Source organism: Desulfoscipio gibsoniae DSM 7213 (assembly GCF_000233715.2).
Taxonomy (GTDB): Bacteria; Bacillota; Desulfotomaculia; order Desulfotomaculales; family Desulfallaceae; genus Sporotomaculum; species Sporotomaculum gibsoniae.
The window spans coordinates 269037-295518 of record NC_021184.1 but is presented as its reverse complement, the minus strand read 5'-3'; the positions used below and the strand labels follow the sequence as shown (position 1 = coordinate 295518).

Genomic DNA, 26482 nt, shown 5'->3' with positions numbered 1-26482 from the left:
GCCACCTCTTTTAATTTGTAATGGCGTCAACCTGACTTGTTTGGCCTTTTATTGTTACCATTAACCGGTTTGGTGCACAAAAGGAGGTTTGACCGGGCCTGCTCAGCCAACCTGTTTTTACGCAAATTTGATTTGGGCAGTCGGCTTCTTTAACCCTGACCTGTCCGTCTTTTATTTCCACCGTATTAAAATGGCCGTCTTTACTTGTAATCTTAATTTGATCATTTCGTACGACAGACAAGTCTATTTGTTGGACCAGGTCGCCATCCTGGTATATCTCAAGTACCAGATTGTCCCCCGGCTCCCGTTGGTTTAGTATATAACCAACTGCAATGCTGACGAGGGTCAGCAGTAATAAACCGAGAGTTATGTATTTATTAATGTTTTGCATTGGTTTCACCTAACTATTGTCAGAGTTAATACGACAAGGGTTAAACTTAAAGATAATACGGTCACTATGTAATCCCACAAGTTATATTTCAAAACACGCAGGTATGTTCTCCGGGGATAAACCCTAAATCCCCTGGCCTCCATGGAAATAGCAAGCTGGTTGGCTTTGATCAACACATTGCCTATCAAAGGTGAAAAGATGTAGGTAAAAACCTTCATCTTTTTTCCCCAGGGTACCCTTTGTATATCAACGCCCCGCAATTGTATGGCAATCATGGTATCCTTAGCCTCCTGGAGAAAGATGGGCAAAAAGCGCAGCGCTATCAAAACCATAAAGGCTATTTCATATGGAATCTTTAATTGCACCAGAGCCAGTACATAATCTCTAGAGTTACTGGTGGCAATAATCATTGCCGAACCGAATAATATCAGCATTCTTAATAAAACACAACCGGCAGCGCTTAACCCACCGGTAGTAAGTATGTACACATCCCCCAGGGCGATGAGCGCTTGACCGTGTCCTGTGAAGACACTTTGCACGATTAAAAGTACTACTAACGCCGGTAATAAGCGGCGAAACTTATAAATTAAGCTTATATAGTTAACCTGAAACATGTGCAGCAAGAGTAAAGTAATAGATAATGTCATGATTAATGGAACCGGGCTATTAAAAAAAACAGCCAAAGTAGAAAGGCACAAAACAATAATTATTTTAGTCCTGGGGTCAAGGTTAATTTTTTTTGCCGCCGGTCTAACACACATATTCTGTTAACCGTCCATTTTCGAGTTTGATTATACGGGAGGCATATTTTTTAATGAAGTTGTTATCATGACTAATCATGAATACACCTCGTTCTGATGTCACTATTTTATCCAGGCATTCTCCCAGTAAATGTTTACGGTAGGCATCTAACCCTGTGGTAGGTTCATCAAGGACAAGTAACTCGGGTTCCAACGCTAAAACCGCTGCGATAGCCAGGCGCCTTTTTTCACCCTGGCTTAATTGCAAAGGGAAACTTTGGGCCAGGTGTTCCAGTTCAAAATAGGCCAGGCTTTCTTTAACCAACCGTTGCACCTCATGGCCGGGCAATTCCAGATTTTGCAGGCCAAAACTAATTTCTTCCGCCACAGTGGGGCAAAAAAGTTGTTTTTCCGGGTTTTGAAAAACGTATCCCACCCATCGACCAATTTGAGCCAGTGTCATACCGGACATCTTTTGCCCCTTTAAGGTGATATAGCCCGTTGATGGCACCAGTATGCCCACCATCAGCTTGGACAGGGTTGTCTTACCTGTACCATTGGGTCCCGTTAGTGCCGTGATACCATCTTTACGAATACTTAAATTAATATCATGCAAAAGGGTCTTTTTTTGCCCGGGATATTTAAAGCTCACCTGAACCATTTCGATAAAGGCCATATTTCTCATCCCCACGTAAAAGCTTAAATTACAACAATTTATGTCCGGCTAATAATTCTTTATTCCGCAATATTGAGGATGGTCCGTCCATTACCAACATCCCCCCTTCCAGCAGCAACACCCTGTCGGCAATAGTTACCGCTTCCAGGTCATGTTCCACAAGGATAATGGTTTTACCCCTCCGGCGCAGTTCCAGCAATAACTCGGTAATATTTTTTTTAACCGCCGCATCTAACTGGGCCAGCACTTCATCCAAAACCAAAATAGAAGGGCCCATGGCCAAAACCGCAGCCAGAGCTACCAAATGTTTTTGACCACCGGATAAATTATTGGGGTTTTCATAACGCAAATGGTTAATTCCCACCATACCAATGACGGCATCCACCAGCTGCCTGATTCGCTCCGGGGGCAAACACAAATTTTCCGGGGCAAAGGCTATTTCATCTTCCACAGTGGGTGAAAACAACTGGGTATCGGCATCCTGGAAAACCATACCCACCTCCAGGGCCAGCCGGGCAATTTTACAATCCACAGTGTCCCGGCCGTTAATAAGCACTTGCCCGGTTATTGCACCGCCAAGGTAGTGGGGGATTATGCCCCCCAAACACAGGCAGAGGGTACTTTTACCACAGCCACTCAAACCTAAAATAGCCACAATCTGCCCCTGCTCCACTGTGAAGCTTAAGTCTTTTAAAATTTGTTTTCCACCCTGTTGGTAGCAGTAACTGAGCTTATTAACTACTACTACTGCGGCGGCGGCCATCAATTAACCTCCAATTCAGTTACATATTTTACAGCCCGCAGGCCGAACTGATCGCCTGGAATAATTATGCGGAACGGCCCTGTACCGCCTTCACTTTTGCTTCCCAAAGGCATCCCATCCCGGGCATAAACTAACAGCACGTGGTCACTGGAGAGTATCTCCTCACCGTTAAAGACAACTGTGTAAGTGTCCAAGCCCCTGGCGGTAACCTTATTAGCCTCAGTTAATATAGCATTATCAAGGCCTGTTAATATTTCCCGTACAGGCGTACCTGTAAAGACGTAGGTTTTTATTCCTTCGCTGGATGAGCGGATGGTTACCTCCCTATCAACCGCCGGCAGTTCTTTAATTTCTTCCAAGCTAAATGTTTTTACCGGCTGCCCTTTACTGATAATAGTTAAACTTGCACTTTCCCGTTTACCTGGCGTGTTCAGATATGCCAATACCCCGACGAGCACCAGTAACAAGCCTATTGACCAATAAACCAACCTGTTGTTGATTATCATTTACTTACCCCCCTACCACCAGCGGAACAAACAAATCCTTAGAGAATTCTATATGATTGCCAAACGTGTTGGTTTCCGTGTTGCCAATCCCCACTACCTACTTAAGCTGTTTTATGTCCAAACCCGGTTTTCTTTAACTGATGCAATATTTTATAGGCAATAATACCGCCTAACCCGCCGGATAACGCCGCCACTGTGAGAGCAAGCATTAAAGGCACCAGGGGCAAGCGAAAATACAATATATTCACCAGACCGGAACCACAAATATTAGCCAACACACCTGCCAAAAAGGAACAGGGCAAACAGCAAACCCTGTGTCTGGTAAACCACAATGCCAGGTCAATAGCTACTCCGGGCAAGGTATAACTTAGCAGCGTCATCGCCCCGTGGGAGCCGAAAATACCAGTACCAAAGACCATTAATGCCTGGACAAGGCCAATTAAAGTAGCTGTTCCGCATTTACCTGTTAAACCGACCCCCAGTACCAGCCACATCATATAAAATCCACCGGCAACAACACCGCCGGGTATTAGTAAAGGGCCGGTGATAATGTGGGTAATGGGCACAACAATTGGTTTGGTGGCAATACCCAGGGCAGACAGCATAGCTATGATAATCAAATCCAACACAGAGAATTTTTCGATAAATTTTTGCCAAAACATAATTTCACCACCTGTATACATAAGTGGCTTAATGCAGTTAAGGTTTTGCCTTTTCCAATGCATCCTCAACCGCCTCCATAAGACCGTTACTGGTATAAGTGGCACCGGACACAACATCCACTTCGGTGAACTGGTTTTTAATAATCTTATCAGTTATTTTTATAAAAGCTTCTTCATAATAACCGCTGGTTTCAGAGTGTTCCACGACATCAATTTCTATGATCCGACCGTCAGCCACTTCCACCTGCACCTTCAGCCCGGGGGCAAAACCAAATCCAGTGCCATAATAAACCCCATCATGGTAGACACTCCGGGGCATCAGGCCAACACCGGCGGTATCAGCAGCACCCAGGACAGCGCTGATACCAAAGCCGGCATAAATACCCCCAAAAAGTGCAAGAGTCCCCAGCACATAGGGATAAGTTTTCAGCCGCCTTTTTGCAAAGGTCAGCTCAAAGGGGAGTGTCCCCCTGGGGCAACTGCCGCCTACACATCTTAAGCAATGAATACATTCCGGTGTATCTATAATCCTTAGGTCGCCAAGTTGTATATTTACAGGACACTTCAAAGAGCAATTCCTGCAATTATGGCAGTTTGTTATTGTCCCGCTCCTTTTTAATTGCACAAGGCCGGTGCCCACCAATATGCCCTGCAAAGCCCCCAGGGGGCAAAGATAACGGCAGAAAAACCGCCTGATAAAAAAAGCCCCGGCAATAACCATCAACAAAACCAGAAAGGCAAAGGGTATCTCCTTAAACGTGCCGGGCAAACCGGGTAAATTAGCAAAGGCAACCCAGGGGTCAAAGCCGGTTAATATACATGACCCTATAAATATTTTAGAAGCAAGAATAAAAAATAGCACCAAATATTTGACGCAGCGCAAGCGAACATCAAATCCCCGGGGCAGTTCATAGTTTTTCCCAAAGATTCTTTGGCCCACAAGGCTCATGTAATCGTTTAACGCACCAAAGGGGCATAGCCAGCCGCAAAAGAAACGGGTTCCCAGCAGTGCCAGCACTATGATAGCTGTGGCCAGTAGAAATGCCGGTGCGGTATAATTTAACACATAACTTTTATCTGTCACCCAATCATACATCATATTTAATCCCCCAAAGGGGATTAAACTGTGTATGCTGAACAGCTTAAAGTTTATCAGGCCATTAATATACAGCCTGTAAAGGACAAAGGAAAGGCAGACCACCAAAAAAATTACCAGCTGGATGGTCAGGCGTAAATTTTCCAGATTGCTTTGCTTTTTAATCAACTAACCACACCCCGTTAGCTTAATTCGTTTATTTCTAACAGGTCTGCCAGCTGCACTAAGCCGTCAGCCCCCTGGTAGAAGGCTGAAACCTTTTCCCCCTCATAAACCAGAATGCATTTGCTTAAATCCTGACCGGGAATCCGTATGGACCGGCCTGCGGTGTTCAGCAGTTCAAACTGCTTTTCCCGGGGGGTTATAACACCTACACCTTCCAAAACTTTTTCCAATATCATACCCTTATGAGTACCCAATTCAGATAAACCGGTTATCTTTTGCATTTCCCGGGGGAAAATAACAGCATCCGAAGTGGTGGAAAAATAAGCCATAAATTTGACGTTCATTCCTAATTTGAAGTTCGGTGCAATATTCATCGGCGCGTCATTCCCGGATACCTTGATGTAATAGCGCTGTCTGACCATGTTGATCACCTCGTTCTTGGCCAGGCCGTCAGATGATACCATGGTGAAAAAACCTTCGGGGTTGACATGCTCGAATTTAGCCAGTATCTTGCCGATTTCTATAGCCTTGTCCTTGCTGCCATAGTATTCATACATATAAGGTTCAATATCCCTGACTAAGGGGTCAAAAATTTTAACCGATTTAATGTCCTTGGATGGGATATCAGCATATAAGTCAATGTTTGAAACCATTCTGACCCAGTAAACACCCATCTCATCAGGAACTACCACGCGTACGGGCTTATCTTCTTTAATAATATCCTGGTTGTTCACTCGATAGGCCAAAATTACCTGGCGTTTGTCCAGTAGTTCCTTGGGCATCAGTACATAATAACCATCCCGGCCGGTGACCCCTATCCCTTGATAGTCACCCAAATGGATACCTTGCCTCTCTAACACATCATTTAGCAATGGTCCTTCAGCCATAATATCCTCTTCGGTGCCGGTGGTTTTAATCAGCACAGTGGATACTTTAACGGTGGGGTATTTTTTCAGCTCATCCACGGTAAACCTAATGAATTCCTCGGTTCCCCAGTGGACAGTGAAGCTGTTTTCATCCCGGGCAATCAGTTTATCCACCACAGCCGGCACTGCGGCCATCCTCAGGCCATTATTTAAAAAGTTGTGGGCACCAATAGCTGAGTTTACACCATTGACCACCGCCTGACTGCTTATGGTAGCCCCGGTGATTTGCACAATATCCTCGGGTTTTTCCGGATCAAGCACCACTAAATTTAAGTATTCCTTCAAGCTTTTTCCTTTAAAACGATCTGTAAACCACCGTTCTGAAAGATACTCAGCATAATCAGGGGTTTCCACATGATCCAGCACTTTAATACCTGTCATTTGATTAGTCCGGCCGTCAACCACCACCGCAATTGTGATTGGCCCGTTATAACCTGCTGTTTTAACAATGAATCCATGCCCGATTTGATTCTGCCCATCGTCCTGGATTTGATAAATTTGCTGTACCGCCGGGAAATTTTCCTCAATGTAACCATGTATAACCTCACTGGTTATTTCCTCTACCGTTACCTTTTCATCACAAAGATCAGCCAGTATACCGGCTGCGCTATCTCCGGCGTAAAATCGGGTAAAAACAAAAGTCAGCATAATCAACACTATGCATAAACCCAGGTAAAGCCTCTTTTTATTCAAATATACCTACTCCTCTAATTAATCTACTTTGATGGTTTTCACCTTTGCTACCCAGTTTTGTTTGTTGATATCTCCCGGTTCCCTTTGCCCCACCACTAAGCGAAAGGGGTATTTTGTCGGATCATAGGCCTTACCGTCTTCTTCCCAGGCAATAATCATTTTGTATTTTTTATCGAGATTTGTTTCATCTATATAATCTTCACGTTTAACATCAGCAATGTCATAGGAGATGCAATAACCATCATCCGCAGTAATCACCACCTGCCGGGCAGTATCCTTTACACCGGCCTCGCTTAACAACTGCCACAGGGACACACCTTTAAAGGAGAAATATTGCTTAGTACCCCAATTATTCAGGGAAAAATACTCATCCTGGATAATGGCTGACTGCATACCCTGTATTTCCTGCAAAGTCAGCCGGGTATTATTGGCTACCCCGCTGCCTTCTATGGTAAGCACACTTTCCTCGTCCACCGGACCCGTCTCTTTTACCGGTGCCTGGTTATTACCCCGGTCCCCACAGCCAATCAGCACCAGCGCCGTCATTAATGCCAGCACAGCTACTCTTATAGCCAACTGTTTATTCATTGTAAGCAATTTAGCACTCCCCTTCCAAAGGTATTAAGCGGGTTTTAAAAACCCGCTCGAATACCTTTGTATTATCGCTAACATGGACGGGATTTTTGCTTACCCCATTCCCTTGCGGTGACGCTTGCCATTATAAAAGCAGTTATTGTTACCTGGTGATTATAATCTCTTTGGTCTGGTCTTCGTAACTCACTTGCGCCCCCAGATTCTCACTCACGAATCTCAAAGGGAGGAAGGTTCTTTCGGATACGATTTCCGGTGTGCAGTCAATTGTTGACTGCACACCGTCAACCAGGACGTTAGGGGAACCTATGGTCAGGGTGAGCACCTTACCGGCATCCTTAATTTTGACCTGACGGTCGGTGGTGATCCATTCCACATCAGCTCCAAGCGCCTCGCTGATGAAGCGGATCGGAACCAGAGTTCTACCGGCCTTGGTATCAATATACGGCTTTACATCCAGGGTATACGATGTGCCATTAATACTCGCCGCCAGCTGCCCGATGGCAAGCTTGATGACGTTTACTTCCCGGACCACTTCAACTACGTCAACTACGGTGCTAAAGACGGCAAACTTGGTCAGATGATTAACCCGGGTGACAGCATACCATTTGCCGTTTTCCTGTACCACCGTGGTTTCCAGAGCCACCCACTTCCCGGAGGACTCATCATAGTAATGCAGCACCGGCTGTTCTTCCGCGGCGATCTTGGATGAATCGTAGCTTAGTTTGATGGTTATGGTCTGGTCACCAAATTCTTTGCTGCCCGTGATAGTAATCTCGTACACATCGCTGCCGAGCTTTACGAGCATGCCTTCGGGGACAACCTCGTTGATTTCGGTTGACTTTAACTTACTGGCGCTGACCGTGGCGTTTCCGGGCAGGGCACCGGCGGGAATTTTTACGGTAAGCTGATCACAGCTTACCGATCCCCCGGCTGTGGCCGTGATAAACTTGCTTACTTTGCTTACTGATGAAGTAGTAGATGTACCTCCACCGCCACCACCGCCGCCACCGCCACCGCTGGCTTTATCCGTACTTACAGTCGCACTTGGCCCGGTTGTGCTCCAGTTATTGGCCGCATCTCCTGCTTCTACCTTGAATGTGTAGCTGGTGTCGGAGCTAAGCCCGGTAACGCTGTAAGTCCTTGTTGTGGAACTAACGGTGTCGATGACGACATCATCCTTATATACCCTGTACCCTGTAACGCCCACGTTGTCATTTGCAGCAGTCCAGGTTAGGGTCAGCCCGGTTCGGGCCACGTTGCTCGCGTCTAATGTGCTGCCTGACGGCCAGGCCGGAGCTTCCGTGTCTGTCGGCGTATCCGATCCCGCAGTCAGTGTCCCAGTAGCGACATTGCTGCCTTCACCAACAACAACCCTTAGTGTGCCGTAAGCACCAGGGGGTGTTTTGAACTCAATGCCGTAATTTCCGCCGGCGTCGGCTTTATGCGCATCAAACACAATTATATTTTGGGCAGCATCAATAATTTTAAGGGGCACCCAGGCATTTGGAATCGTTTTACCGGAAGCGGTAACAGTATCACCAACTAAGACCGCGTTTTTACTCAAATCCAAACTTATATCCGCGCCATTGGCTGCGGCAATAGCCGGGACACATAACAGCAGCAATGCTATTTGCAAAAATACAATAAATTTGTACTTCATTTTGGTCACTCCTTTAAAGTTAATTCACCTTGGCATTGTTCAAAAGGCTGAACAACTTTCCATTGTTGGAGTGGTTGCTCGTAAATGCTTCGGCTAAAGTATTATTGCAGGATCTCCGGGTTATGATCTGTTGAATTGGTTAGTTCATCAACAATGTAAGCTTTGACCACATCGCCGGGTTGTACATTAAAGCCTGCCTGAGCGGTTTCGACTTGGTCAAAATCAGCCCTGGTGGCATTGTGTTCCAGCTGACTGCCGTTTCTTAAATGGGTAAAGACCACAGATTCCTCACCAATATGGGGATTCACCGGTTCGATACCGACGGTGAAATATTTGAACCCGGATACACCGTCACTCACCGTCATGGTGCTGATACCATCCGGCGTAGTCCCTGCATTGTAAGAATCATTGGGGATAGGATCAACTGTGTAAACCGGTTTATTGGTGCTTACCAACTTGATACTTTCAATCTGTGAAATAGATGTTGACCCGGTGACAGCAGGTCCAACGAGCCGGAGCGGCCAGTCACTGCCGGATTCGGGTATGGGCGTTCCGTTCAGCGAATTGGCGATAATGTAGTCGCTGTTCCGGACAATATCCGCGCTATCGATAGTTACCGTATAGCCGTCTGCCGCGGTAATCTTCACCTGGTATCCGGCCATAGCCAGTTCATCATTAAAAGCGTTATCGGAATGTTGGTCGGCATCATCGATGAATCCCACTAGGAACCATAGGGGCATGCCTTCCCAAACCCGTTCTTCAGAATCGGTATAGGTTGCCTTGTGATTAGCGCCGAATTGACAGGCGAGAGCCTGTTCGAAATAGGTTTTGCTTACATCGCAGTTCATACCGCCGATATCCCGGCCATCGAGCTCTAGTTTCCAATCACCCTGGGGTATAGTGTATACCTTGATTTCCGTAATCCACTTGGCTGCCAAGCCGGCACAAGAAGGATACTGAACACCACCGCCATAAAAGTAGTGCCAGTAGTTTTCCGGAAGTGTCTCGTGCATATCCCATTGGCCGTAGACGTTGTCACCGCCCGGGGTAAAGAATAAACGCATACCATCTGCATAATCGGGTACGTATTCTCCATCACCCCACCAAGCCAGAATAGCATCTCCCTGGCGTTCTTGCACCGAGGGATCGGTATATATGGAGGAATAGGGAAGCCTGGTTTCCCAGCCATCTCTTGCTACCAGTACGATTTCGGTTCCTGCCCCCATGCCGCCCACAAGATCACAAAGATCTTGGATGCGGGTACCCTTCACGGCATTAGCTACCTTAAAACCGCCGGGATAGGTCTCATCAGCATCCCATACATCATCAGGATTGTTTGTGATTCCCTCGAATTTGCATACTGTTTCCCCATCTCCAATTACGTCGAGGTTTTCCTCCATCCATTGATAATCGACTGTCTTCTCGTCAAGGACGGTGGTACCATCTTCAGCATACTTGATGATATGGACTTCGGGTATGGGCTGGGGCTGGGCGGTCTCAAAAGATGTTAGTTCAATTTCCACGATATTACCAACGCTGATACCGCTAAGGGATCCATCTTCTTTGGCAACGCCGTCACCGACCAGGCGCAGCGGCCATGATGAACCGGTAAGGGGTTCATTGTTGCATTTATCTGCAATGATATAGTCGTTGTCCCGTACTACATCCGCGCTGGCAAAATCGACGGTGTATCCGTCTCCGGCTTTCACTAAGACTTTGTAACCGCTCATTGCCTGATTAGCGTTATAATTGTGTGGCTGACGGTCATCTACCCAGCCTGTCAGTAACCAAAGGGGAATACCTGACCAGACATTACCGTCACCGTCAGTCCATTCTTTTAGGTGTCCCGAATTTGGGCATGCCATGCCAGCCTCAAACTCAGCCTGGGAAATAACATCACTGATCTTGCCATTCAGAGTAAGGTTCCAACTGCCGGGCGCGGCCTCCGGTATCTGTAGTTCGGGTATGGCTATCTTTACGACATTACCCACGGCAGAGCCCCCAAGGGACCCATCGGGGTTGGCAACACCGTCACCAACTAAGCGCAATGGCCCCGCTGAACCGGTAAGTGGTGCATCGTTGCATTTATTGGCAATGATATAATCATCACTTCGGGCTACATCCGTGCTGGCAAAGGTTTTGGAAAAACCATCTCCCGCCACCACTTGCACAGAATAACCGTCGTTGGCGACCTCGTCATTGAAAGTCCAATGGCCGCTTGACTCGATGTCATCCACCGTACCTAAGAGCACCCACAGGGGCACGCCGGACCAGACGTTGCCTTCATTATCAGTCCATTCCTTGTAATGGCCTGAACCCGTGCAGGCCAGTCCTTCTTCAAACTCCTCTTGGGTGATGGTATCCCCTACATCTCCGATCATCTCCAAGGTCCATCCTGCGGGTGGTTCTGGAAGACCGGACAGCTCGATTCGAACAATGTTGCCCACCTGTTGCCCGCCAAAAACAGCTGAACCTTTCAGATAGAGCGGCCAGCAGTTTTTCCCCCCTTCAGTCTTGACGGGAAGGGGTTCTCCGTTAAGTGTATTGGCGACGATATAACCATCGTTGTGGGCGATAGCCGCGCTATCAAGGGTTGTTTTCCATCCGTCGCCGGCTATAACATTAACTTCATAGTTCTGGACAGCAAGGTCGTCGTTAAAGTTGAAGTGGTGAGAACCAACATCGGGGTCATCATCAACCATGGCAACGAGCAACCATAGTGGTACGCCTCCCCAGACATTACCGTCATCATCGGTCCAGGACACCTGGTGACCTGATGCCTGGCAAGCAAGGCCTTCCTCGAACTCGGCTTTGGTAACGGTTGCATCCTTTGCACCCGAAAGTTGGAGAGTCCAGATCGTCGGTGTAGCAGCATCGGTATCCACAACAGTTTTCACTGCTGCAGTAGCCGCTGCCTTAACAGCATTGAGGTCAGTTCCGTCGGTTACATCAGCAGCATAGTAGAACTCAACCCTGTCACCATCAACAAGTTCAATCAAGTTCAGGGCGCCGGCGGCATTGTTGTAGCCATCTTTATAAACATCGTTGACATATGCGTACCAGTAGCCCGGGTCTTTGCGGTTGTAATTACCTACATTGTCCAAAAGAAGAGCGCCTGATGCTTCGTAATTCTTGTCGGTAACACCATAGGTGAAGCCACCGGCGGCTGCGGCTGCCTGAAGAGCCCCAAGGGGTGTGGTTTTGTTCACAGTATAATTCAACCCGGAGTTGTAGGCGGTCACTGTAAAGGTTTCACCTGATGTCAAAGCGACTTCACCATCGTATAGAACATCAATTGTCGACACTGCCGACACAACAGTCACGGTTATACTGTCGGTGAAGTTTCTATCATCAGTGGTAACAGTGATGGTCGCCATGCCCTCTGCCACCGCGGTTACCAGGCCGGTTTCACTGACGGTGGCAACAGTTTCATCACCGCTGCTCCAAGTAACGTTTTTGTTCGTGGCATCCCCGGGCACCACTTCGGCGGTGAGCTGAACCGTCTGGCCTTCCTCCAGCTCCTGGTCGCCTTCGGTAATGCTAACATTGGTAACCGGTATGGGATCCGGTCCATCTACCATATAGTTAAATTCAACAACATCGCTGTCTTCCTTGCCGGGGCCGATAACAGCAGCCTTAATAGTAGTGTCATTTGTGATTTCGATTGGGTGGTTAATTTCATCAAAGTCTGGCCGTGACGACCACCGTTGGGCAATCCAGTTATACATCGGACTATCCACGGTCGGCTCGCTGCCGTCCAAGGTATAATGCACTTTATCTGTATCGTTGTTGGGGCCGTCCAGCTTTACCAGTGTCCCCGCGGGCACCTCACCGCTGTTTATATTTGCCGTGGGAGCAGCCCATTTAACCGGCACGGCGGTAATTACTTCCACCTTGGCAACAGATTTAGCAAAAACTGCATTCGTTTGCTCTGTTAACGCTCTTTGCCCAAAGATCAAATGTAATGCATCTTTGCTGCTCATATTGTCAAAATCGTCGCTTCCATCACTTCTTAGAGCAAGGATAGTCTCTACCTTTTCCGCACCCTCCGACGAGCCTGGAATATAACCGAAATATTCATGATTTTCCTTAAAATTAGGGAAAAGGGAACGGTCGTCATTTAATAATTCCTGAACAGTAAAGGTTACCATAAAGCCGTCATGACTGGTAAACCTTACTTGCTTCGCTTCATCCCTTATTCCCGCTTCCTCGAGTAGTTCCCTTAACTTCACCCCTTCAGCCACATACCAATTCTTAGTGGGGTAAGTGTTAATAGTACTATACAGGTAACGATATTGTTCCATCCCCTGGAGATGAGACATGGTATACTCCTTGGGTGTCGTTACCCCATCCCCTTTGACTTCCAGCTCAACCCTTTCAATTTTCTGCGTCACGCTCACGTCTAAATATCCATCAGCTTTGATAACAACGTCATAATCCTTTTCTGTATCGAACACGTCTTCACTGAAAATGATTTTTCCAGCAGTATCTTTCGTATATTCCGAAGCATCTAATTCCACATCATCAACGTATACGGTATTGATTGCCGCTCTCCAATTTGGATCATCTTCAAAGGTGATTTCTATCGGTTTGTCCAACATGTTATCAATAGTATCGGCGATCAAAGCCGGAGGAGTTGTCGCCTCTTCAGCCTGGGCGACCGGAGGCGCCAACAGGCATAAAGAACCGGCAAGAAGAAATATACCCAGAACAAAGGGTAACAAACTAAACCATCGCCTGTGAATAGTTGGCATTATTCATAAGCTCCTTTCGTTAATTGATTAAAATTGGTGTTTATTGTTATCGCTCTTTACCATATGACGATTAAGACAAAACACCCCCTTATTGGCATCTTTTTTCACCAGGCTCTAACCGGTATGTTACCTTGTGATCGTAACCCCATTGGTCTCGGCTTCGTAATCCACCAGCGCTCCCAAAGTCTCACTCACGAACCGCAGTGGGATAAAAGTACGACCAGGCGGAGCCGTCGACGGGGCGCAGTCAATAGTTTGCTCCACACCATTGATTTGAACCTTGCCCGAGCCCAGAGTCAGTATAATTTCCTTATCGCCATCTATAATGGTTACCCGGCCGGTATCAGGATCCCAATCAACCCCGGCACCCAAAGCCTCGCTTACAAAACGCACCGGTACCAGTGTGCGTCCGGCCCGGGAATCAACGTACGGTGCCGCGTCCAGGGTGTAGGTCCCGCCGTCGGCTACGGCTTCCATCCCGCCGATGGTAAGCTTAATTACCTTCAGCGACGGCTTGCCTGGTATTTTATCCTCGTTATCAGCCGGCTTCTGGTCGTCCCTGGGAGTACCGTCACCTTCAGCAGGCTCCGTACCTGCAACATGGTAGTTGAAGGTGACAACATCGCTGTCCAGCTTGCCGGGACCGATGGTGATCGCCTTGATGGTTGTATTTTTATTAATAGGTCCGATGGGGTGATTAATGGTGCCCAAAACGTCGGCCCGCGCCGGCCACCACCGTTTGGCAATCCAGTTGTATATTGGACTTTCCAGGGTTGGGGTACTGTCGTCAGTGGTGTAATAAATCTTATCATCATCGCTGTGGGCATTACTCAGGGTAACCATCGTACCCGCAGGCACCGAACCGCTGCCTGGATTGGCTTGCGGATTATCCCATTTTCCAGGCTCGGCGGTGAGTACCTCGATCTTAGTTAAGTACTTAACAAATAAGTTTCCCGTCTGTTCGGTAACAGCCCTCTGTCCGAGCATCAGCATGGGAGAATTCATGTCATTCATGTACTTGGGATTATCACTACCCTCGGCACCAATCAGGCTAATGATTGCTTCCACCTCTACGGCACCTGCCGGGGAACCGGGGGTATGCCCGTCGTTGTCGTTGCCGGCCTTAAAATTAGGGAATAGATAACGCTTGTCTTTAAGCAGCTCTTTAACCGTAAGCGTCACGGTGTAACCGTCGTTGGAAGTAAATCTGATCAGATTAGCCTCCTCTTTGAGCCCTACCTCTGCGAGCAGATAGCCCAATTCAACCCCTTTCCCCACATACCATTTTTTAGTCGGCCAGGTATTAATCGCACTGTAAACATACTGGTGTTGTGGCATTGCTGCCAATTGATCCAGGGTAAAGGTTGCCGGAGTGGTCACTCCGTCTCCCGCGATTTCAAGGGAGTCCGGTGCGGCAGTGGTCGCCGCAGGTGACGATAGAGAAAACAGCATTACAGCCAGGACCATCATAAAGAATCTATGTAACCATCTCGTCTTTACAATTTGCATCGATCATACCCCTTTCGCCGTTCTTTTTACTTGGTCAGCATAAACAACTGCCCCGTTTCGGGGTCTTTGTACACCGTTCCCAGTTCCTCGTAAAGCCTGCCCTCACCCTGGGTTTCGATCAGGTCGTCACGTATTTCCGGGGCGTCGGTCACCTCCTGCCCTTGCTCAAGGTTAACCCGCTGTCCCAGTCCCAGGTCGACATCCCAGTGAATGGCCAGAGCAAGCATCAAGCCGCAGGCAAAAACCAGCATGGCATCCACGATGTTGATAGCACCCTCAAGGGGGTTAACCTCTTCGTCCGTCCGGTGCCTCCTGCTCCTTAATCCGCTGTTCACGGGCAAACACCTCCAGCAAACTTTCCATTATGGCTTCCAGGGAGCTTACATAATCCTCATACCACCTTTTTCTGAGCCGGGAGATGGCAAAGGCGATGCCGGCGGCGGCCAGCCCGGTAACCGTGGCGTCAAAGGCCGTCAGCAGCGAATCGGCGAGGGTTTTGGTATCGCCCTGACCCAGGGCGATCATGCCCGGCCCCAATGGAATCAGCGTGGCCATCAATCCCAACATAGGTCCCAGGCGGGCCACCAGATCGGTCCTGTTGGTAATCCGGGCATAATGCAGTTCCTCGCCGGCCAGCAGCCGGCGGGCCAAGGCCTGCCGGGAAACAGTGGGCAAGCTTTTATGCTTGATCATTTCGCCAAGAGCAGTTTTCTGGCGTCGAAACAGCCGGCTGTGCTCAATCTCGTTCATGATCTCCCCGGCATCTTTCCCCTGAAAAGTACCCACCAGGTCGGGTACATTGACATTCATCTTACGCCGTTCCATAAAGGCTTCCACCAGCACACCACCCAACTCGAGCACAGACAAAGCTAACAAGAGCAGCAGAACGGCAATGGTGGGCATCAATAAACCGGATGAAATGATGTTCATCGTATCCTTTAAGGGTTCCAAAATAGTTGCGGTCATTTTATTTCTTTTATAGCTCCTTTATATAATCTGCGTATCTTTTGGCGGCCCCTGACAGAAAGATAATCAGCAATAGCGCAGCTGTGTAAATATTCAGCTTATTTTTCTTATTCTGCAACGGAAAAGGTACAGATTCGGTTGACATTTCGAACACCTGCCAGGTCTGGCTGCCCTGATGTTCCGAGGAGACGCCGGGGGTAATTGTTGAAGCAACGGCCAAATCACTTCTTTCCGTCAGGTAGCGCCCTCTATCTTCCGGCACCGGGAGCTCGGCGGGAGTATCCGGTACCTCGCCGGAAGCCGTTGAATCGACATCTGGCTCGATCTCTTCCACCGGTTCCGGACGTTCGGCTTCCAGCAGCAACGGTTCCACAGGAACCTCCGGGAGCTGATTCCCTTGATAACTAATGACAGGTGCCGCATCCTGACTGCTATCGCCCCCATCCGGACCATTTACAACGCAAGTGGCCGTATGGCTACCATCCACTGTTTTTACGGTAACCGTCGCCGTACCCGGGCCGACCACCGTTACCAGACCGTAATTATCCACTGTAGCCACACGGGTATCACTAGAACTCCAGGTTACATTTTGGTTAGTGGCATTAAACGGGGCTATGTTTGCTGCTAGCTGGAAAGTACCACCAATATTGAGATTGATTTTGTTTTGGTCGAGGGTAACTCCGGTTGGCGGCCCACCCGGCACCTGCGTGGGGTCGACCGCCAGGCCCGTGGCATCAGCCTTGAAGGTAAAGGTGACCACATCGCTGTCTTCCCTTCCGGGTCCAATGGTGACGGCTTTGATGACAGTGTCCTCAGTAATTTCGATGGGGGAATTAACACTGTCTAAATCATCTCCCCGTAAAGGCCACCAGCGACTGGCGCTCCAGTTAAACATCGGGCTATTCACCGTCGGCGTACTGCCGTCCGTTGTGTAATAAATCTTGTCCTCGTTGTTGCCCTTATTGCTGAGTTTTAGCATGGTGCCCACGGGTACAGTAGCTCCACTTTCTATATTAGCCTTCGGATGATCCCATTTTTCCGGAGCCGTGGTGAGCACCTCAATTTTACTTACATATTTTAGAAATAAATTGTTTGTCTGTTCAGTTATGGCCCGCTGCCCAAATATCAGCAGCAGTGAATCCCTGTCGTTCATATCAGCGGGATCGTCACTATCCTCGGCACTGAGCAAGGCCAAAATGGGCTCCACCTCCATCGCACCATCAGTAGGACCCGGGATAGTCCCGTCATGGGGGTGGTTTTCTTTAAAACGCGGGAAACAGTAACGTCTATCCTTTAACAACTCCTTAACCGTAAGGGTAACATCATAGCCATCGCTTGAGACAAAACGAACCAATGTGGCCTCTTCCTTGATCCCCGCTAAAGCAAGTAGATCTCTAAGTTTAACCCCTTTTCCCGTGTACCACCTTTTAGTAGGCCAAGTATTTAACGTGCTATATACATGTTCATACATCGGCGTGTTCTCCAATTCGGCCATAGTTAAGGTTACTGGATTCACGACCCCTTCTCCGGTAATTTCCAGCGATTCCGTCTGGCTGCCAAAAGCTACTGCGGGCACCATCAGGTTAAGCAAGCCAACAAGAGCCAGTAAGCCCAGTATGGATATTGAGAGTTGATGAAGCCAATTATGCTTCACAGTCTGCGTAATCGCACTTCCCCCCTCGCTGCTAGCCTGATATAACTACTTAATCATTTAATATACTGTGCAACGCATTTACAATAACCTCCGCTGCCTCGGCCCTGGTTGCGTTGCCCCGGGATCGGACGGTGTTATCGGGATACCCGTTGATAATCCCATGCTGTATCGCCGTGGCAACGGCTGTTCCGGCCCAGTCCGAGATACTGCTGCTGTCTTTAAACGACATCCCTTCCGTCACGGGAGTCAGTTTGGCCACATTAACAACCATGGCCGCCATCTGCTCACGAGTGATAACATCGTTCGGCCCAAACATATCAGCGCCATAGCCGCTGACGATACCGTGGTATGTTGCGGTGGCTATGGTATCTTTCGCCCAATGCCCGGTAGTATCGGCAAAGACTTTACCTCTTTGGAGCTCCAGTTTTAATGCTTTCACCAGAATCGAAGCAAATTCGGCCCGGGTAATTTTATTGTTGGGTTTGAAGCTGCCATCCGGGTAACCGGCTACAGCCCCGAGGGCAACCAGTTCTTTGATGCTATCTTCCGCCCAGTGTCCGACGATGTCGGTTAATATTTGCTCTTGCCCCTTCATTTGCATTGCAACCATTACAGCGAATTTAGTAAAATGGTCCACCTGCACGATTACAGTATTGCCGGATACCTCGCCGCCGATATTGACCCACTTCTTCTCAGTTTCGTCATAGTAGTGGATGGAAGGAATCTCGTCCACGTTAATAACCTCGGGATCAAAGCCGAGTTTGATGGTCACTTCCTTTTCAAAGTTATAACTGGCCTTACCATCTACGCTGAACTCGTATACATTACCAAGAATTTTAAAGCCTGCGAGCGCAGTTGGAGGCATGGTCACGCGCTCTATCGTTATTTCCACCGGTCTGGTTCCCGCCAATGCATTGGCCGGTATCTCCATGGCAGCTTCATCCTCAAGACTTACGATGCCGCCTTTACCGGGTGTGATTGTTTCAGCGGCTGCAAGTTTATCAAATACCATTACAGCAAACTTGGTACAGTGGTTCACTTGCACGGTTACGGTATCGCCGGATACCTCGCCGCCAATGTTGACCCACTGCTGCGCGGTTTTGTCGTAGCAGTGGACGGCCAGGGTCTCGCCGGCAGTGACCGCTTCGGGGTCGAAGCTGAGTTTGATGATAACTTCCTTGGCAAAGCTGTAGCTGTTATTGCCATCCACGCTGAATTCAAACACACTTCCAAGAATCTTGAAACCTGCGGGTGCGGTGGGAGGCGTGGTCACGCGCTCTATCATTACCTCCACCGGGTTTGTTCCGGTCAGCGCATTAGCCGGTATCTCAATGGTAACCTCACTACCAAGGCTTACAGCGCCGCCTTTACCGGGTATGATTGCGTCGGTTGCAGCAGCCGTGGCTTCGGTAATCTTATAGGTAAAGGTTACTATGTCGCTGTTTGACCTGCCGGGACCAATGGTGACGGCCTTGATGGTAGTGTCTTTGGTCAGTTCTAACGGGTGGTTGATCTCAGCCACCACTTCCTTACCGCGTGCCGGCCACCACCGCTTGGCAACCGGATTATACATGGTACTATCCATGGTCGGGGTACTGTCGTCCACAGTGTAATAAATCTTATCCATATCCATATTGTTGTTTTTCAGTTCAACCAGCGTACCTGCGGGCACTGTACCACCATCGGGATCGGCCTTTGGTTTGTCCCATTTTCCCGGTGCAGAGGTGAGTACCTCAACTTCATTTACATATTTTACAAACATGGGGTCGGTTTGCTCGGTAACTGCCCGCTGCCCCACCATCAACTGGAGGGCATTGGCGTCGTTCATATAGGATGGGTTATCTGTATCGGCACCAACCAAGGCGAGAATGGACTCCACCTCTACCGCGCCTGATGAGGAACCGGGAATATGCCCGCCGTCATCCCCGCCGGCCATGAAGTTTGGAAAACGATAACGCCTTTCTTCTAATAATTCCTGCACCGTCAGGGTCATGTAGTAGCCATCGCTGGAACTAAATCGTATTTGCCGGGCGTTTCCTTTCACCCCCGCCTCATCGAGCAAGTCTTTCACTTTAACCCCTTTGCCTACGTACCATTTTTTAGAGGGCCAGGTGTTAATCACACTGTATACATATTGGTGCTGCTGCATTCCCTCAAGCTGGGAAAGGGTAAATTCCCCGGGGTTCGTCACCCCGTCGCCTTTAATGGTTAATACAACTTCCTCATCATAGGGTACTCCGTCGGCCTCTACCACCAGGGTAAATTCATGGTTGACTGTCTTTGCCGGGTCTGCATTGTCGGTTACGGTTATGATAAAGACAAATGTACCGCTCTCAGTCGGCGTTCCTTCTAACGCTGCACCGTTTAGGCTCGTCCCTTTCGGCAATGCTCCATCAGTAACAGCAAAGCTGTAAGGCTCTACTCCGCCCGTTACCGTAAAGGTATGCCCGGCGTATGCTTTGTTCTTGGTAGCTTTGGCAGGGTTAGCTTTGTTGATGACCAGATCGGACCCCGTCGGTTCGTTGGCGACGGTCACGGTGATGGTGTCGCTGAACTCACCATCGTTAGTGGTAACAGTGATAGTGGCTGTTCCTGCAGCAATCGCGGTGACTAACCCGGTCTCATTGACGGTGGCCACTGACTGGTCACTGGTGGACCAGGTGACGCCCTTATCCGTGGCATTCTCCGGCTGCACTTCGGCAGTAACCTGAACCGTCTGGTTTACCTCCAGCTGCTGGTCGCCCTCTGCGATACCTACGCCCGTGATGGCTACAGTTTGCACCCGGTAGTTGAAGGTAACAATATCGCTGTTTTCCTTGCCGGGACCGATAACCAACGCTTTAATGGCAGTATCCCCTGTAATTTCGATTGGGTGGTTAACTTCATCAAAGTCTTCACGTGATGACCACCGGCTGGCAATCCAGTTATACATCGGGCTACTCACGGTCGGGGTACTGCCATCGACGGTATAATGAACTTTATCCAGGTCATTGAAAGGGCCCTGCAGCTCGACCATGGTTCCCGCGGATACTGTGCCGCTATCCGGATTAGCCGTCGGTTCATCCCATTGATCCGGCTCGGTAGTAAGCACTTCAATGGTGGTTACATATTTGACAAATATGGCATTCGTCTGCTCGGTGACTGCCCGCTGCCCAAACAACAGGTGGTTGGCGTCCCCTTGGCTCATATTATCGTCGTTCATCACATCAGCAATATTTTGAGCGGAGCAACTCCTGTGAGCAATGATGGGCTCTACAGCTACCGCCTCCGCCGGATCACCGGGAATATGCCCGGCGATTCCATTGTCCATGAAATGCGGGAAACAATAACGCGGGTCATGTATAAATTCCTGTATCGTAAAAGTGGTGGTAAAGCCATCGCGGGAAGTAAATTTAATCAGCACAGCCTCGGGCTTAAGCCCCCCCGCCGCTGCCAGGAGATCACTAACCTTAACGCCTTCTCCCCTGCACCAGCTCTTGGTGGGCCAGGTGTTGATGGTACTGTAAAGTACCGTATGTTGCGGTAATATATTATCGTCCTGAAGTTCATCTTGGGTAAAGGTCACACCGGGATTATACACTCCGTTCCCCGTAATGGTAATCGAGTCCCCAACGGCATGGGCAGCTGTGGGCAACAGGCCAAATACACCAGCCAGCAAAAATAGTCCGGCCAGGAATAAAATGCTGAATTTACTAAATATTTTGTGTTCACGCACTTTGCTATCCCCCTTCCCCTGCTTTGTCATCCTTGTTGCGTATAAGCGCACTGCAGGGGTGCTATTGTAAAAAAATCGGGTTCTGCTTAACCATACTGGTCAGGTCATCAACCATATAAACCTTGACCATATCACCCGGCTGGACGTTGAAGCCGGCCTGAGCAATGTCTACCACGTCAAAGTCAGCTTTGGTTGCATTGAGTCCCAGTTGGGTACCGTCTCTTAGATGCGTAAATACTACTGTCTCCAACCCTGTATGTGCTTTTATGGGAGCCAACTGCACATTAAAATACTTCATCCCGGAAACGCCGCTGTTTACGGACATAGTTGTTATCCCATCGTTGGCGGCCTCGATTTTATAAGCAGCATCAGCCACCGGGGTGATTGTATATACGGGCTTAACGGCAACAGACTGCTTAGCTATTACGCAACTGTCAATCACTTGCCCACCGGCATCTTTAGCGATCAGGGTAAGGTTTTCCCCGTTAATGTTGATTACTTGATAGTTACTAACGTAGGCTATTTGTTTCGCAATATAGTCGTAATCAGGTCCGGGACCATAATACTTTGTCCCTGCATTGCCCATGATATAGACAATACCCTCTCCATCGGCCTGGATCGCGCCGTCCCGCAGGGGCTTGGTCCGCATGTAGACGTGCTGGTGTCCTACCAGGACCATATCCACCCCGCATTGTTCAAAAAGCGGAACCCAATTTGCCTGCAGGTGATCTGCACGCCAATCGTGGACCACCGGGTAGGGCGGGTGATGAAGGACCAGCAGTTTCCACTGCTGCTTACTATTGTTTAGATCGTTTTGCAACCATTTAGTTATCTTTTCGTAATCGCCGATCCCGGAAGCACCCAGATAATTGCTGTTCAGCACAGCAATATGGCAGTTTCCGTAGTCAAAGGAATAAAATTTTTCTTCGTATCCCCCGGGCCCGTTCCGAGGCAGGGCAAAGTAATTCCAGAAAAGCTCAGTATCATCGTGGTTGCCCGCAGCCGGCATCAACGGGATTTGGCTGAAAACAGGCGAGGCAGCGGCGAAAAACTGCTGCCATTCCTCGATACTGCCGGCGTAATTGACTAAATCCCCACCCAGCAGTCCGAATTTGATGCCAGGGTGATCTTCATAAACCTTTTCAAGCATTTCCCCCCAGAACTCATAGCCTTCCTGGACATCGCCCATGTAAATAAAGGAAAACTCATCATCAGTTGTGGCGGTGGTGAAGGTAGCCGGTGCACTCCAGGCCCCTTCTTTACCAATGCGATAGACGTAACCTGTGCCGGGGGTCAGTCCCCGGATGGTCGCTTCAAAGTGAAATAGTCCATTGTTGGAACCAGATCCGTCAGCAATCACTTCCAGGGCACCATCAAAGCTGCCGCTAAAACCGGCAGCGGGCTGGTACTGCATCCGGTCCCGGGTGGCATCCCCTGTACTCCAGGTGATGGTTTGGGTAGTCCCGGGGTCTTCCGTCCACGAGAGGATAATGTGTTCGGACAGGTTACTGTTGAGGCTGCCGCTGCCAGGCTCTGCAAAACAAGGATTTACAATTGAGAAAAAAACAAACAGCAGTGACGAAAGTGCCAGAAAGATTATAGTTTTTACTGCAATGGGCTTAATGCCCGGCATAAAGCTCATTTTGCCCTCCCTTATTATTCTCATTCCTTGTTGGATGAAAAAAAGAACCGGCTGGCAAAAGGAAACCAGCCGGATACTTTATCCGGTGAAGTCTCCTTTCCACAATGGGAGGCTCGTCCGTTTCCAGGCGAACCCTAAGGCCCGGAAATCTTGGAGAGATATCCTTTAGGTTACCGGGCTCGGAGTAATATGCTGTTGACTGATAAAATTACTAATTATTAAGTTTTTTCGCCACACCTCCCAGATCAAATTTAAATAACGACCTTGGGCAATAATAACGTTTTATTGACTGGTCCCACGATCATCCTTTAACAACCAGCCAAGGACAGGCTATAATCAGCTCGTCTTCCGAAAGAAATGGCTGCCCCTACTAAAACTCCTAAAAATCCACATAAAAGACAGTTCCAGCCCGCCTAATCTAATAACCGTTATAAAAACTAAAAAGCAGTTTCCCTCCCACGGGAAACTGCTCATATCACTTGCGATCCCAACAAATAGTAATCAGGCCACACAAGGTATGATTTCCTTTCCAAAAGGGAGGCATAAACGTTTCCATTTATACCCTGCAGGTTAACTGCCATCGCCATTGCCTAAGGCCGGTTAACTCGGAAATCATTACTATTTAATTAGTCATTATCCTACCTGTTTTGACCTAGATTGTCAACATATTTTTCCATAACGCATATCAATTCCGCTGTTCTTTTAACACCGGGAGGCGCATACCCACTATGCGCACAAGCACCCCGGCGGCTAGCGCTTTTAGTAAATCTAGTCCAATAAAGGGCACAAAAAAGAGCATCACAATCTGCAGAACATCAAAAGGTTTACCCACATAGTAGTTCAGTATGACATATAGATACGGCAGCCCAACGGCATAAATCATCGCCACCCCCGCCAGCATAGCCAGAGAAAGCCGCAGGGGACCGGCATCCCGCCGGCCACGTAAAATTAATCCAGTCACCAGTGCGGCCAGTATAAAGCCCAGTAAGAAGCCGAAAGTGGGTGATAATATATACGCCGGGCCACCAAAGGGCGGTTTTTCAAATACCGGCATCCCCAAAACACCCATTAACACATATATGCCCATACTCAACGCTCCCAATCTGGCACCCAACAACCCACCGGCCAGCAGCGCCACAAATGGCATCAAGCTGAAGGGTACAATCATGCCGCCGAGGAAACGGAACAACAAAGCGGCCACCACAGCCAGTGAGGCAAACATGGCCACCAGTACCATGTCCCGCGGTGTTAATTTACTCATCTATAAAACCCCTTTCCATTTTTTACATATTCCACCTTACAAAGGTTAACCAATTAGTTAGTTATGGTTAACCATTAGAATATAAAAAATTGACCGTTTGCTTATTAGGCAGTAAGAAACTATATTTTGCGGAGCGACACCTCACCCGCTACCAAGCGCTGTACTTCTCCGTCCGGCGTTTGCACCAATAGCGCTCCGGTTTCATCCACATCCAGGGCATGGCCGACATAACTATCCTTCATGGTATGTACTGTTACCGGGCAATCCAAAGTAACACACAATTCCCGCCATTTATTCAGCACGGGGACAAAACCCTCGCGCAACCAGCGCTGGTACCAAAAATCAAAGGATTGCAGTATTGTCCTCAGTAAGGGCACCCTGGGTATATGGTGCCCGGCTGCAATTTTTAATGATGTGACTGTCTCCGATAATTCAGGAGGAAATTGGCTGCTGTCGATATTTACATTCAATCCAATGCCCGCCACCATAAAATTAACCCGGTCCATTTCAGCGTTTAGTTCCACCAGTATACCGCATATTTTTTTACCTTCCACCAGCAGGTCATTGGGCCACTTAATGCCCGCTGCAACACCGGTATGTTCGCGAATCGCCAGCGCCACCGCTACGGCGACCACCATGGTCACCTGGGGGGTTTCCACCAGATTAACCATCGGGCGTAGCACAGCTGAAAACCACAGCCCCCTGCCCCGGGGCGAAAACCAAAACCGGCCCATCCGTCCCTTGCCGCCGCTCTGGCTTTCAGCCACAACCACTGTACCTTCCGGGCAGCCCGCCCGGGCCAGTTTCTTGGCCTCCCCGTTGGTGGTTGGCAAATCGGTGTAATATTCAATCCGGCTGCCCATCACCACAGTGTCCAGGTCTACAGTAACTTCATCGGGATAGGGAATGTCGGGCACACTGCGCAGGCGATAGCCCAGGTTGGCCCTGGCTTCTATGTCATAACCATCCTCCCGCAGCCCCCGGATATGTTTCCATACCGCAGTGCGGGACACACCTAGCTCCCGGCACAGATACTCACCGGATACCCAGTCATTACTTTGCTTTAATATATGCATTATACTGCTCTTCATATGACGCCCACTCCACCTAGCCCCATTTCTATAGCACGCTGTATTTGGTTACGCCAACCCAAATTAATTGTAATTCCCGCCAGAATTATTGTCAACCATAGTTAAAAGGGGGGTTTACATTGAAATCTTGCATTACACTTTGTCGCGCATAGGTTTAAGCTCGCCCACATCCAGACTAATATCCAGCGCTGCGGCGGAATGGGTCAGTGCCCCCACCGAAATGATATCCACCCCGGTGGCCGCCACCGACTGGATGGTATCAACGCTGATGCCCCCGGACGCTTCTACTATTGCCCGGCCACTTACCAGCCCCACTGCCTGGGCCATGGTAGACGGGTCCATATTATCCAGCATGATAATGTCGGCTCCGGCCGCCAGTGCTTCCCGCACACCTTCCAAATCCTCGGTTTCCACCTCTATTTTAGTGGTATGGGGGACCTGGCTTCTGGCCCTTTCCACCGCCTGTTTTATACCACCGGCCACCCTAATGTGGTTATCCTTAATCAGCACGGCATCGAACAATCCCAAACGGTGGTTATGCCCGCCGCCCACCCGGACGGCGTGTTTCTCCAACTGGCGCAGGCCGGGAGTGGTTTTACGGGTATCAACAATGCGCACCGGGTAATCCCGAACCATTTCCACCAGACCTGCCGTGACAGTGGCTATCCCGGACAGACGTTGTAAAAAATTAAGGGCCAGCCTTTCCCCGGTGAGCACAGTCCGGGCCCGCCCGTTCAATTGCACCAGTACGTCACCAGCACTAACCCGGGCCCCCTCGGCCACCAGGGGGATGTATTGCAAATCCGCATCCAGACGCCGGAACACCGCTCGGGCCACGGACAAACCGGCTATCACCCCGTTTTGTTTAGCTTTGATATAACCTACCACATTAATGTCACCGGGTACGATACTGTTCGTGGTCAAATCACCCGGGCCGATATCCTCAGCCAGAGCGCGGTCAATAATTTCATTTAAATAATTTTCGTTAACAAACATCAATACTCCTCCATCTCCGCTC

General features: G+C 49.0%; 20 protein-coding genes and 2 riboswitches. All 20 genes read right to left on the bottom strand.

The features are described 5' to 3' along the window. Positions 1-10 precede the first annotated feature (10 nt). On the bottom strand, positions 11-391 hold the full coding sequence (locus DESGI_RS01485; RefSeq protein WP_006522917.1) for a NusG domain II-containing protein: 381 nt from the start codon (positions 389-391) through the stop codon (positions 11-13). A 5-nt stretch (positions 392-396) separates the two neighbouring features. Beyond that, entirely contained in the window at positions 397-1152 is a 756-nt protein-coding gene (locus DESGI_RS01480) for an energy-coupling factor transporter transmembrane component T family protein (RefSeq protein ID WP_006522918.1), read from the bottom strand. Further along, positions 1142-1807 carry an energy-coupling factor ABC transporter ATP-binding protein gene (locus tag DESGI_RS01475; RefSeq protein ID WP_006522919.1) on the bottom strand — a complete coding sequence of 222 codons (666 nt, stop codon included), beginning with the start codon at positions 1805-1807 and terminating at the stop codon, positions 1142-1144. Before DESGI_RS01475 ends, DESGI_RS01480 begins: the two co-directional genes overlap by 11 nt. 28 nt (positions 1808-1835) lie before the next feature. Beyond that, on the bottom strand, positions 1836-2570 hold the full coding sequence (locus tag DESGI_RS01470; protein ID WP_006522920.1) for an energy-coupling factor ABC transporter ATP-binding protein: 735 nt from the start codon (positions 2568-2570) through the stop codon (positions 1836-1838). Then, on the bottom strand, positions 2570-3076 hold the full coding sequence (locus DESGI_RS01465) for a molybdopterin-dependent oxidoreductase (RefSeq protein ID WP_006522921.1): 507 nt from the start codon (positions 3074-3076) through the stop codon (positions 2570-2572). Before DESGI_RS01465 ends, DESGI_RS01470 begins: the two co-directional genes overlap by 1 nt. A gap of 101 nt (positions 3077-3177) precedes the next feature. Further along, positions 3178-3738, bottom strand: coding sequence for an ECF transporter S component (locus DESGI_RS01460; protein ID WP_041285110.1), 561 nt, complete (start codon positions 3736-3738; stop codon positions 3178-3180). A 37-nt stretch (positions 3739-3775) separates the two neighbouring features. Continuing rightward, positions 3776-4837, bottom strand: coding sequence for a 4Fe-4S binding protein (locus tag DESGI_RS01455; RefSeq protein ID WP_157872707.1), 1062 nt, complete (start codon positions 4835-4837; stop codon positions 3776-3778). A gap of 179 nt (positions 4838-5016) precedes the next feature. Beyond that, positions 5017-6618: an FMN-binding protein gene (locus DESGI_RS22795; protein ID WP_006522924.1), complete on the bottom strand. Its 1602-nt coding sequence runs from the start codon at positions 6616-6618 to the stop codon at positions 5017-5019. 18 nt (positions 6619-6636) lie between these two features. Further along, positions 6637-7206, bottom strand: a complete 570-nt coding sequence (locus tag DESGI_RS01445; protein ID WP_245561178.1) for a molybdopterin-dependent oxidoreductase — start codon at positions 7204-7206, stop codon at positions 6637-6639. Between the two features lie 148 nt (positions 7207-7354). After that, on the bottom strand, positions 7355-8872 hold the full coding sequence (locus tag DESGI_RS01440; RefSeq protein ID WP_006522926.1) for a stalk domain-containing protein: 1518 nt from the start codon (positions 8870-8872) through the stop codon (positions 7355-7357). Between the two features lie 101 nt (positions 8873-8973). Beyond that, positions 8974-13626, bottom strand: a complete 4653-nt coding sequence (locus DESGI_RS22790; RefSeq protein WP_006522927.1) for a hemoblobin-interacting domain-containing protein — start codon at positions 13624-13626, stop codon at positions 8974-8976. A gap of 126 nt (positions 13627-13752) precedes the next feature. Continuing rightward, entirely contained in the window at positions 13753-15135 is a 1383-nt protein-coding gene (locus DESGI_RS22785; protein ID WP_006522928.1) for a stalk domain-containing protein, read from the bottom strand. Positions 15136-15161: 26 nt separating this feature from the next. Then, positions 15162-15470: a DUF2149 domain-containing protein gene (locus tag DESGI_RS01420; protein ID WP_006522929.1), complete on the bottom strand. Its 309-nt coding sequence runs from the start codon at positions 15468-15470 to the stop codon at positions 15162-15164. Further along, on the bottom strand, positions 15421-16101 hold the full coding sequence (locus DESGI_RS01415; protein WP_041284726.1) for a MotA/TolQ/ExbB proton channel family protein: 681 nt from the start codon (positions 16099-16101) through the stop codon (positions 15421-15423). The genes DESGI_RS01420 and DESGI_RS01415 overlap by 50 nt, the downstream gene beginning before the upstream one ends. Before the next feature lie 10 nt (positions 16102-16111). Next, positions 16112-17755: an Ig-like domain-containing protein gene (locus tag DESGI_RS22780; protein ID WP_006522931.1), complete on the bottom strand. Its 1644-nt coding sequence runs from the start codon at positions 17753-17755 to the stop codon at positions 16112-16114. Positions 17756-17804: 49 nt separating this feature from the next. Continuing rightward, the gene (locus DESGI_RS22775; RefSeq protein WP_006522932.1) at positions 17805-21470 is read right to left on the bottom strand and encodes an S-layer homology domain-containing protein; all 3666 of its coding nucleotides are present in this window, start codon (positions 21468-21470) and stop codon (positions 17805-17807) included. Between the two features lie 61 nt (positions 21471-21531). Continuing rightward, the gene (locus tag DESGI_RS01400; protein WP_006522933.1) at positions 21532-23112 is read right to left on the bottom strand and encodes a purple acid phosphatase family protein; all 1581 of its coding nucleotides are present in this window, start codon (positions 23110-23112) and stop codon (positions 21532-21534) included. A gap of 76 nt (positions 23113-23188) precedes the next feature. Then, positions 23189-23309: riboswitch (molybdenum cofactor riboswitch) on the bottom strand. Positions 23310-23618: 309 nt separating this feature from the next. Beyond that, a riboswitch (molybdenum cofactor riboswitch) is annotated at positions 23619-23735 on the bottom strand. Positions 23736-23797: 62 nt separating this feature from the next. Then, on the bottom strand, positions 23798-24373 hold the full coding sequence (locus DESGI_RS01395) for a biotin transporter BioY (RefSeq protein WP_006522934.1): 576 nt from the start codon (positions 24371-24373) through the stop codon (positions 23798-23800). Positions 24374-24492: 119 nt separating this feature from the next. After that, the gene (locus DESGI_RS01390; RefSeq protein WP_006522935.1) at positions 24493-25464 is read right to left on the bottom strand and encodes a biotin--[acetyl-CoA-carboxylase] ligase; all 972 of its coding nucleotides are present in this window, start codon (positions 25462-25464) and stop codon (positions 24493-24495) included. A 132-nt stretch (positions 25465-25596) separates the two neighbouring features. Next, a complete protein-coding gene (gene nadC / locus DESGI_RS01385) occupies positions 25597-26460 on the bottom strand; it encodes a carboxylating nicotinate-nucleotide diphosphorylase (protein ID WP_006522936.1) in 864 nt (287 codons plus the stop codon). Positions 26461-26482: the final 22 nt, after the last annotated feature.

What these genes read in the sequence shown, in the direction of transcription:
- DESGI_RS01485 (WP_006522917.1), bottom strand. Translation starts at nt 391, where the DNA reads ATGCAAAACATTAATAAATACATAACTCTCGGTTTATTACTGCTGACC.
- DESGI_RS01480 (WP_006522918.1), bottom strand. Translation starts at nt 1,152, where the DNA reads ATGTGTGTTAGACCGGCGGCAAAAAAAATTAACCTTGACCCCAGGACT.
- DESGI_RS01475 (WP_006522919.1), bottom strand. Translation starts at nt 1,807, where the DNA reads ATGGCCTTTATCGAAATGGTTCAGGTGAGCTTTAAATATCCCGGGCAA.
- DESGI_RS01470 (WP_006522920.1), bottom strand. Translation starts at nt 2,570, where the DNA reads ATGGCCGCCGCCGCAGTAGTAGTAGTTAATAAGCTCAGTTACTGCTAC.
- DESGI_RS01465 (WP_006522921.1), bottom strand. Translation starts at nt 3,076, where the DNA reads ATGATAATCAACAACAGGTTGGTTTATTGGTCAATAGGCTTGTTACTG.
- DESGI_RS01460 (WP_041285110.1), bottom strand. Translation starts at nt 3,738, where the DNA reads ATGTTTTGGCAAAAATTTATCGAAAAATTCTCTGTGTTGGATTTGATT.
- DESGI_RS01455 (WP_157872707.1), bottom strand. Translation starts at nt 4,837, where the DNA reads ATGATGTATGATTGGGTGACAGATAAAAGTTATGTGTTAAATTATACC.
- DESGI_RS01445 (WP_245561178.1), bottom strand. Translation starts at nt 7,206, where the DNA reads ATGAATAAACAGTTGGCTATAAGAGTAGCTGTGCTGGCATTAATGACG.
- DESGI_RS01440 (WP_006522926.1), bottom strand. Translation starts at nt 8,872, where the DNA reads ATGAAGTACAAATTTATTGTATTTTTGCAAATAGCATTGCTGCTGTTA.
- DESGI_RS22790 (WP_006522927.1), bottom strand. Translation starts at nt 13,626, where the DNA reads ATGCCAACTATTCACAGGCGATGGTTTAGTTTGTTACCCTTTGTTCTG.
- DESGI_RS22785 (WP_006522928.1), bottom strand. Translation starts at nt 15,135, where the DNA reads ATGCAAATTGTAAAGACGAGATGGTTACATAGATTCTTTATGATGGTC.
- DESGI_RS01415 (WP_041284726.1), bottom strand. Translation starts at nt 16,101, where the DNA reads ATGACCGCAACTATTTTGGAACCCTTAAAGGATACGATGAACATCATT.
- DESGI_RS01400 (WP_006522933.1), bottom strand. Translation starts at nt 23,112, where the DNA reads ATGAGCTTTATGCCGGGCATTAAGCCCATTGCAGTAAAAACTATAATC.
- DESGI_RS01395 (WP_006522934.1), bottom strand. Translation starts at nt 24,373, where the DNA reads ATGAGTAAATTAACACCGCGGGACATGGTACTGGTGGCCATGTTTGCC.
- DESGI_RS01390 (WP_006522935.1), bottom strand. Translation starts at nt 25,464, where the DNA reads ATGAAGAGCAGTATAATGCATATATTAAAGCAAAGTAATGACTGGGTA.
- nadC (WP_006522936.1), bottom strand. Translation starts at nt 26,460, where the DNA reads ATGTTTGTTAACGAAAATTATTTAAATGAAATTATTGACCGCGCTCTG.